Genomic DNA, 8,273 nt, shown 5'->3' with positions numbered 1-8,273 from the left:
ACATAGATGTCGTTGCCCGCTCCGCCGTTCAGCGTGTCATTGCCGGTGCCGCCGTCCAGCAGATCGTTGCCGGCGCCGCCGGTGATCCTGTTGGCGAGCGCATTGCCGGTGCCGGCGAAGCTGACCGATCCCGTGTAGGTGAGGTTCTCGACATTGGTCAGTGCAGCGATCGAGTAGGTCGCAAGCGACGTGCGGATTTCGTCTGTGCCGGCACTGGCCAACTCGGTGACGACGTCGCTCGCACTGTCGACCACATAGATGTCGTTGCCCGCTCCGCCGATCAGCGTGTCAGCACCTGCCCCGCCATTCAGGGTGTCGTTGCCGACACCACCAGTGATCGTGTTGGCGAGGCTATTGCCTGTCCCGACAAAGGCTGCCGTTCCTGCATAGGTGAGGTGCTCGACATTGACGCCAAGCGTATAGCTTGCCAGTATCGTGCGAACCGTGTCGGTTCCCGCGGCGGCGTTCTCGGCAACGCTGTCGCCGGCATTGTCAACGAAATAGGTGTCGTCGCCCGTTCCGCCGATCAAGGTATCGGCACCGGCCCCACCATCCAACACATCATTGCCGGCGCCGCCGGTGATTGTGTTGGCCAGCGCATTGCCGGTGCCGGTGAAGCTGGAGGATCCCGTGTAAATCAGATTCTCGACATTGTTGCTGAGAATATAACTTGAAAGCGCCGTCCGTACGGTGTCCGTCCCCTTGTTCGCACTCTCGACCACAAAATCGACGCCAGCGTCGACCACATAGATGTCGTTGCCGGCACCGCCGATCAGCGTGTCGTTGCCGGCGCCGCCATCCAGCGTGTCGTTGCCGGCGCCGCCGGTGATCGTGTTGGCGAGGCCGCTTCCAGTTCCGGTAAAAGCGCCAGTGCCGGTGAAGGTCAGGTTTTCAACATTGGCATTGATGGTCAAGGCATAGGAAGAAAGCACCGTCCTGATCAGATCGGTCCCTTCATTCAGCCCTTCGGTGACCACGTCGACCAGATCATCGACAATATAGGTGTCGTTGCCCGTTCCGCCGATCAGTGTGTCATTGCCGGAACCGCCGGAAAGCGAATCATTTCCGGCATTGCCCCAGAGCGTATTGTCCGCCTCATTGCCTACAATCGAATCGTTGCCGGAGCCGGCCTGAACGTTCTCAATCAACGATGCAACATTGCCGTGATAAAGAAGGGCGTTGAAAATGTTGCCGCGGGCATAGCCATTATTTGGGCCTCCTCCCAGGTCGGCCAGCTGGCCCTGGGAAAAAACAGAGTGCCCCCCTGCTCGTAAATCGATTTTAAGGCCGGTCGTATAGGCACTCAAATCATAGGTGTCGGTACCACCGCCGTCCCAGATTGTTGCGAAGATCCTGTTGGCAGCGGGCGTGATGGCCGCAACGCCGTTGACGTAGGTGATGCCCTGGTTCGGGTTCCACTTGTAGACGGTATTGTCACTGTTCGTCGTATAGTCCGCACCATACATTTCCTGCAGGGCGGCGATGTCGAGCATCATGAAGCTTTGTGGCGCGCCATCATGCTCATACTTGTACCCACTTAAACTGTCTCCGACATATGTGTGGTAGGTCATGATCGTATATTCGAGCGAGTCGTAGGCGCTCGGAACGACTATCCCCCCTTCGTGAGCATGTTTCAGTCCGAGAGCGTGACCCAGCTCGTGCGCCAAGGCATGGCCTGCATAGTTGCCGAACCTCGGAAAGCGAAGATCATCTTCGGTGCCAGCATATCCCGTCCCGAACCAGACATCACCACCCGGCCCGCCGCTAGCTGGTAAATAGGCCCATGCCGTGTCAGGCAAAGACGATTGAGCGAACCGCACCGTTGCGGTGTTCGCGTTTCCGGCCTCAAAGTTGGCGCCCGTGAACCCCTCGACGGAGAAGCCGTCATTTGCCGCACTCCCGTAGGATTGCTCCATAAAGTACAAGGCGAGAGACTGCTGCTGGGACGAAATTGAAGAGAAAGAATGGTATTTTTCGTCACCATAGGCATACGATGACGAGCTCGTGGGAAATGCATAGGTTATCGATCCGCTCCAGGCAAAGTCGCCCAAGAGCCCGTCTACCTTCTGATCCCCAGTCGAGCTGACGTACGTCGGCCAAGTATTTAGGTCCGTCATAAAATCCCCGTTTGCGCATCCCATTCGGCCGCGCCTAATGCCAGTTTCCCTCTGCCCCAATTCGGGGGGAAATTCAACTAAAAGCTTTATTTCTCTTCAGGAAAGTTTTTTTGACCTAGTAATTAACGCTCCTGAAGCGCTTTCTCCGCAACCTCTGTCGAAGGCCAGAAGACATATTCCAGGATCCTGGTGCTCGCCCGTCCGAACCTCCGCAATTGCTGCCACGACGGCACTTAAATTGACGTTACCGTCATCTGCTGAAATTTAATAAGTCTCAGGCTCGGTGATGTCGGGAAAGCGAGAGGTCCACATTGTTTCAGCGCCGCTGAACGTTGTCTTCGCCTGTCGTGCCGCGGGGTCGCCCTCATGGCGTGCCGCGGGTTCGAGGATCGCATCTGCCGCAATCTTGGTGACGTGAGCTGTGATTGATCGTTCCGTGGCGAGTGAAGGGAAAGGCTTCGAGCTTGACGACAGCGTCCCTTCCGACCGTGGTGAAGCCGATGTTCTTGTTCAAAGCGTCAATTTCGAGCTCAACCGTGCTCCCCAAAAAAACCCGGCGAAGCTGAAGTCCTGCTGAGCTGGTCAGCTTGAAAGCCTGCTCCGGGCGTTCTCCGCCAATTCCTGCACCCGGTCTACGGGGATGCGGCCGATCAGCATGAAGGCGTGCGTCGCGTTCGACCAGTAGACGACGTTCATATCCTTGCGGATTTCGAGGTCCGGCGCCTTCGGCCCCGCGGCAGACTTGACGATGCAGAGCGCCATGGGCCCGGTCTCGGGGTCGAGATAGGCGATCTGGGCGAGTGGTTTGCCGTCATATTGCAGCAGCAGGGCGCGTTTGAAATCGACCCCCGGGAGCGAGACTGCTTCGGGGGAGAGCGACAGGCCGAGCTTTTCGTCGAGCGGTCCGAGCTGGGCGGCCTGATCCTCCCTGCCGGGGGCGGGGCCGGCGAACGTTTCGGCGGTATAGAGCGAGATATAGTCGGCGACCACGGCGCGCCATTCGCTGTTTTCGTCCTTTGCCGAAAAGCGTGCTCCGATGCCGATGACAGCGCGGTCGATCGCGATGCCGGCGACGAGCGAGGCGGCGAGCGCGCCGAGGAAGCGGCGGCGACTGGCGAATAGGGGTGCGGAGGCGGATTTTGCACTTTGCTGGACGGGGATGGCGGCGAGCATCGCCTGCAGCTTCTCGCGCGGCGCTTCGGATAGCAGCGGGGCGAAGGCTTGCTCGAATGGCAGGTTGGCGCGCGCCAGGAATTCCAACCGCTCGGCGGTACTCTCGTCTTCGTTCACAATGGCTTCAATGCGCGCAGCCTCTTCGGCCGTCAGTTCACCGTCGATGAAGGCGGTCAGGTCCTCGTCGGAGGGAATGGTCTGTTTCGTCGTCATTGCCGTCCCCCTTCCGGTCCGGCATCGGAGAGCTTGGTGCGGGCAGCCGCCAGCCGGCTCATCACGGTTCCGATCGGGATATCCAATATGCCTGCAACCTCGCGATAGGAAAGTCCTTCCACATAGGCGAGAAAAACCACCGTCCTCTGCGCCTCGGGCAGCGCGTTCACCTGTTTCAGCACCTGACCCGCCATCACATGGGTTTCGGTGTCGTGCGCGCCGTCGAAGGTCAGCGTCTCCCCGGCATCGACGAAACCCTGGCCCTGGCGCACCCGGCGGGAGCGGATCTCGTTCAGCCAGATCGAGTGCAGGATCGAAAACAGCCAGCGGTCGAGCCGGGTGCCGGGGATGAACTGATCGGCGCGCTCCAGCGCGCGAAGGCAGGTCGCTTGCACCAGGTCGTCGGCGACATCGCGCTGATGCGAGAGAACGAGACCATAACGCCAGAGCCTTGCCAGATTTTCCGTCAGGCCGCTCCTGATATCCGCTTCGCTCGCGATGGCCGCCTCCGCCAATCCTGCATTTTTCGAAACCGCCGGATGAACCGGCGATTCCATTCTGGCCCGACTATAGGCAGGAAAATGCGTGCGCGCGACCGACATTCTGACATCCCTTTCGTGCTTCCATTTTCCCGCTGTGGCCTGCTGATCAGATCTTCGAGGGATCGAGGATTGCAGCGTTCAGATCCTGATATTCCTCGCAAGCCGTGCCGCAGATCGCCTTGATTGACTTCAGCTGGTCCTTGGCGAGATCGAGCTGACCCTTGATGACATAGGCTTCGCCGAGATATTCGCGGACCTTGGCATATTGCGGGTCCATCTTCACCGACTGCAGATAATAGGAGATGCCTTCGTCGGTGCGGCCGAGCTTGCGCGTGGCATAACCGCGATAATTGAGCACTTCGGCGGTGTGCTGATCCTTGACCGTGTCGAGCACCGCAAGCGCCTCCTCATAACGACCGGCCTTGGCCAGCGAATAGGCATAGTCGGCGCGGTTCTCGTCGGAGACGTTGGCGCTCTGCTGCTTGACGCATTTCTTGGTCTTCTGGTCGTAGATCTCGCCCTTCTTGCAGACCGGCGTCGTGCTGCTGTCATCACCGACCGCAAAAACCGGGCCGGAGACAACAGAAGCGGCAAGGCAGCCGCCGAGAATGATGGAAGCGATGCGGGCTGTCATGATCGTCATGGGGGAACTCCTCGAAAGTGACGTTGCGACGAAAGAACACCGCTGCATCCAGCTTTATTCGGCTGCCGCTTGCATTTCTTTCTTCACCCTTTCGTGAAACTTCAGAGCTGAATAATTTGGGCGTCCGCGTGTTTTCCTCCGTTCCGCCGGAGGGACAAGGAGAATTCTGTGACCGACACCGTCAAACTCGTCAGCCTCGCCGTTGCCACACCCGAACATGTCATTTTCCAAAAACAGGCGGTTGAAGCCTCGGCCCGGCTGTTTGCCGACCGTTTCGAGGATTTCCGCCATCTTGCCCGCGTTTTCGACAGCGCCGGCATCGAAAAACGCCATGCGGCGCGCCCGCTTGCCTGGTTCGACGAGCCGCATGGCTGGCACGACCGGATGCAGGCCTTTGCAGAGGTGGCGGGCGGGCTTTTCGTCGAGGCTGCCAGCTCGGCCCTTCGCCAGGCAGGGCTTGAGGCCGGCGATGTCGATTGTGTCGTGACGGTCTCCTCCACCGGCTTTACGACACCGAGCCTTGATGCGCAGCTAGCTGGCCGGATGGGTTTCAGACCCGACATCGAACGCGTGCCGGTCTTCGGGCTCGGCTGTGCGGCCGGCGTGTCGGGTTTTGCGATCGCCGCGCGACTGGCGCGGAGCCGGCCGGGCGCTGTTGTGCTTTTCGTCTCGATCGAGCTTTGCACGCTGGCCTTCCGGCTGGACGAGCTGACGCGGCCGAACATCATCGCAACAGCGCTTTTCGGCGACGGCGCGGCTGCCTGCGTGCTGCGATCAGGCGAAGACGGGCTGGCGGAGGTGGAATCGACCGGCGAGCATCTCTTCCCCGACACGCTCGATATCATGGGCTGGAAGATTGACGACGGCGGCTTCGGCATCGTGCTGGCGCAATCGCTGCCGCCCTTTGCCGAAAAGGAACTCGGCCCGGCGGTAAAGGCCATTCTGGCGCGAAACGGGCTGAGGGTGGAGGATATCGACCGCTTCATCTGCCATCCCGGCGGCACGAAGGTGCTGGCCGCGATGGAGAGCGCGCTTTCGATGGCGCCGGGCACGCTCGATCACGAACGCGCCGTGCTTGCCGAATACGGCAACATGTCCTCGCCGACCATCCTGTTCGTGCTGGAGCGGGCGGTCCGCGCCGGGTTGCCGGCGCGCGCCGCGATGATCGCCATGGGGCCGGGCTTTTCAGCCAGCTGCGTGACGCTCAGGAGGGTCGAGTGATGTGGCCGTCGATCGCGCTTCTGGCCTTCGTGACGCTGCAGCGGCTGGGAGAACTGGTGCTCGCCCGGCGCAATACGGCGGCGCTTCTTGCCAGAGGCGCCAGAGAGGTCGCACCCGAGCATTATCCCGTCATGGTGGCGCTGCATGCCGGCTGGATTATCGGCCTCTGGCTCACTGCACCAGGCAGGCCGGTCGCGCTCTTCTGGTTTCTGGTGTTCATGGGGCTGCAGGCGTTGCGGCTCTGGGTGCTGGCGACGCTGAAAGGACGCTGGACGACGCGTATCATCATCCTGCCCGGCGCGCCGCTCGTCAGATCCGGGCCCTATCGCTTCCTCCGCCATCCGAACTATGCGATCGTCGTCGGCGAGATCGCCGCCCTTCCCCTCGCCTTCGGCCTGCCGTTTTACGCAGTCGCCTTTTCACTTCTCAACGCGTTTATCCTCTATGTCCGCGTCAAGGCTGAAAATGCCGCACTGAAAAGCACAATGATTTTGAAATGAAGGCGATTTTTCGTTTGCGCCGCCTTATCGGCAGGGGCATTTTCACCCCGATAAACAAAGCGGAATGCAAGCGGAAATGACGAAAAACGCAATCGTGCTCGGCGCCGGCATCGTCGGGGTTTCCACGGCCATCCATCTTCAGCGGCGCGGCCGGCAGGTGACGCTGATCGACCGCAAAGATCCGGGTAACGAAACCTCCTTCGGCAATGCCGGCCTGATCCAGCGCGAAGGTGTAGCACCCTACGGTTTTCCCCAGCAGCTCGGGCTTTTGCTGCGTTATGCTTTGAATAACCGCATCGACGCGCATTATCACCTGCGCACGCTGCCGAGCCAGATCGCCTTTCTCGCCCGGTACTGGTGGAACTCCGATGCGCGGCGCCACGCGATCATCACCCGGGCCTATGCGCCGCTGATCGAAAATTCGATTGTCGAACACAAGGATCTGATCGAAGCGTCGCAGGCGCAAGCGCTGATCCGCAAGGACGGCTGGATGAAGATTTTCCGCACTGAAGCCAAGCGCGACGGGGCCTTTGCAGAGGCAGCACTTTGGCAGAATGAATTCGGCGTGGAGTTTGACAGCCTGACTCCGGCCGATATCGCCCGCATGGAACCTCATCTTACCGGCGATTTCGCCGGCGGCATCCGCTGGCGCGATCCCTGGTCGGTGCTCGATCCGCATGCGCTGACATCGGCCTATCGCCGCTATTTCGAGAGCCTTGGCGGCCGGTTCGTCACAGGTGATGCCGCCTCGCTCGGTCCGTTCGGCTCCGGCTGGAAGATCCTGACGAGGGAAGGTCCGCTCGAAGCCGAGGATGCGGTGATGGCGCTCGGCCCCTGGGCGGCCGTTGCGACGCGCCGGCTCGGCTATTCCTTTCCGCTCGGCGTCAAGCGCGGCTATCACATGCATTATGCCGCCGAGGGCAATGCCGTGCTCAACAACTGGACGCTCGATGCCGAGCGCGGCTATCTCCTTGCGCCGATGAACCGCGGCATCCGCCTGACGACAGGGGCGGAGTTTGCAACGCTCGACGCTCCGAAGACGCCGGTCCAGCTCGACCGCGCCGAGGCCGTGGCGCGCACCATCTTCCCGCTCGGAGGCAGGCTCGATCCCGAACCCTGGATGGGCGCGCGCCCCTGCACCCCGGACATGATGCCTGTTATCGGCAAGGCGCCGCGCCATCAGGGCCTGTGGTTTGCCTTCGGCCATGCCCATCACGGGCTGACACTCGGACCGGTGACCGGCCGCGTGCTTGCCGAACTCATCACCGGCGAGACGCCGTTCATCGATATCGCGGCCTATTCGCCGCAGCGTTTCAACCCGTGATGCCGAGAGAAGCGAGACCTTTGAGAGCGGTCGCAGCGATGCCTTCCACGGTATCGTCGATATCGACGGTGACGACGCCCGGCTCGCCTGTGGGCACCTCAAGTGTGGCCAGCTGGCTGTCGAGCAACGAGACCGGCATGAAATGTCCCTTGCGCTCGGCCATACGCTTCATCAGCAGCGCCCTGGAACCTTCGAGATAGACGAAGAACAGATTGCCACCGGCAGCAGCCCGCAGCCTGTCGCGATAGAGGCGCTTCAGCGCCGAGCAGGAAACGATGATGCCCTCGCTCTTCTCCAGCGAGGCCTTGATGTCTTCGCCGATGCGGTCGAGCCAGGGCATTCGGTCCTCATCGGTCAGCGGGATGCCCTTCGACATCTTCTCGACATTGGCGGCGGGATGAAGCGCATCGCCTTCTATGAAAGCCAGGTGCAGCGCTTCGGCAAGCTTCTCGCCGACGGAGGATTTACCGCAGCCGCTGACCCCCATGACGATGATCGCATGGGCTTTGTTCGTCCGCTCATCCGGCATGCTTCCTCCTC

At 61.0% G+C, this 8,273-nt stretch carries 8 protein-coding genes; 3 read left to right on the top strand and 5 right to left on the bottom strand.

The features are described from left to right. From FY112_RS38310 to FY112_RS32710, 4 genes are all read right to left on the bottom strand, one after another. Positions 1 to 2,117: M10 family metallopeptidase (locus FY112_RS38310; RefSeq protein ID WP_246700814.1), on the bottom strand; the 2,117-nt coding region annotated here is incomplete at its 3' end. A 582-nt stretch (positions 2,118 to 2,699) separates the two neighbouring features. After that, positions 2,700 to 3,503, bottom strand: coding sequence for an anti-sigma factor (locus tag FY112_RS32720; RefSeq protein WP_151520251.1), 804 nt, complete (start codon positions 3,501 to 3,503; stop codon positions 2,700 to 2,702). Next, positions 3,500 to 4,105: an RNA polymerase sigma factor gene (locus FY112_RS32715; RefSeq protein WP_151520250.1), complete on the bottom strand. Its 606-nt coding sequence runs from the start codon at positions 4,103 to 4,105 to the stop codon at positions 3,500 to 3,502. The genes FY112_RS32720 and FY112_RS32715 overlap by 4 nt, the downstream gene beginning before the upstream one ends. A gap of 46 nt (positions 4,106 to 4,151) precedes the next feature. Further along, a complete protein-coding gene (locus tag FY112_RS32710; RefSeq protein WP_151520249.1) occupies positions 4,152 to 4,688 on the bottom strand; it encodes a tetratricopeptide repeat protein in 537 nt (178 codons plus the stop codon). A 168-nt stretch (positions 4,689 to 4,856) separates the two neighbouring features. On the opposite strand from FY112_RS32710, the gene FY112_RS32705 reads away from it, so the two are divergent. From FY112_RS32705 to FY112_RS32695, 3 genes are all read left to right on the top strand, one after another. Then, positions 4,857 to 5,909 carry a type III polyketide synthase gene (locus tag FY112_RS32705; RefSeq protein WP_151520248.1) on the top strand — a complete coding sequence of 351 codons (1,053 nt, stop codon included), beginning with the start codon at positions 4,857 to 4,859 and terminating at the stop codon, positions 5,907 to 5,909. Next, positions 5,906 to 6,409, top strand: a complete 504-nt coding sequence (locus FY112_RS32700; RefSeq protein ID WP_151520247.1) for an isoprenylcysteine carboxylmethyltransferase family protein — start codon at positions 5,906 to 5,908, stop codon at positions 6,407 to 6,409. Before FY112_RS32705 ends, FY112_RS32700 begins: the two co-directional genes overlap by 4 nt. 76 nt (positions 6,410 to 6,485) lie before the next feature. Then, the gene (locus FY112_RS32695) at positions 6,486 to 7,733 is read left to right on the top strand and encodes an FAD-binding oxidoreductase (RefSeq protein ID WP_131708014.1); all 1,248 of its coding nucleotides are present in this window, start codon (positions 6,486 to 6,488) and stop codon (positions 7,731 to 7,733) included. Here FY112_RS32695 and FY112_RS32690 read toward each other — a convergent pair. After that, complete coding sequence (locus tag FY112_RS32690) at positions 7,723 to 8,262, bottom strand: gluconokinase (protein WP_017959059.1); 540 nt, start codon at positions 8,260 to 8,262, stop codon at positions 7,723 to 7,725. The genes FY112_RS32695 and FY112_RS32690 overlap by 11 nt on opposite strands. Positions 8,263 to 8,273: the final 11 nt, after the last annotated feature.

This window comes from Rhizobium sp. PEPV16 (assembly GCF_008919455.1).
In the GTDB taxonomy this organism is placed as follows: Bacteria; Pseudomonadota; Alphaproteobacteria; order Rhizobiales; family Rhizobiaceae; genus Rhizobium; species Rhizobium leguminosarum_Q.
This window is presented reverse-complemented; position numbering and strand designations above follow the sequence as displayed.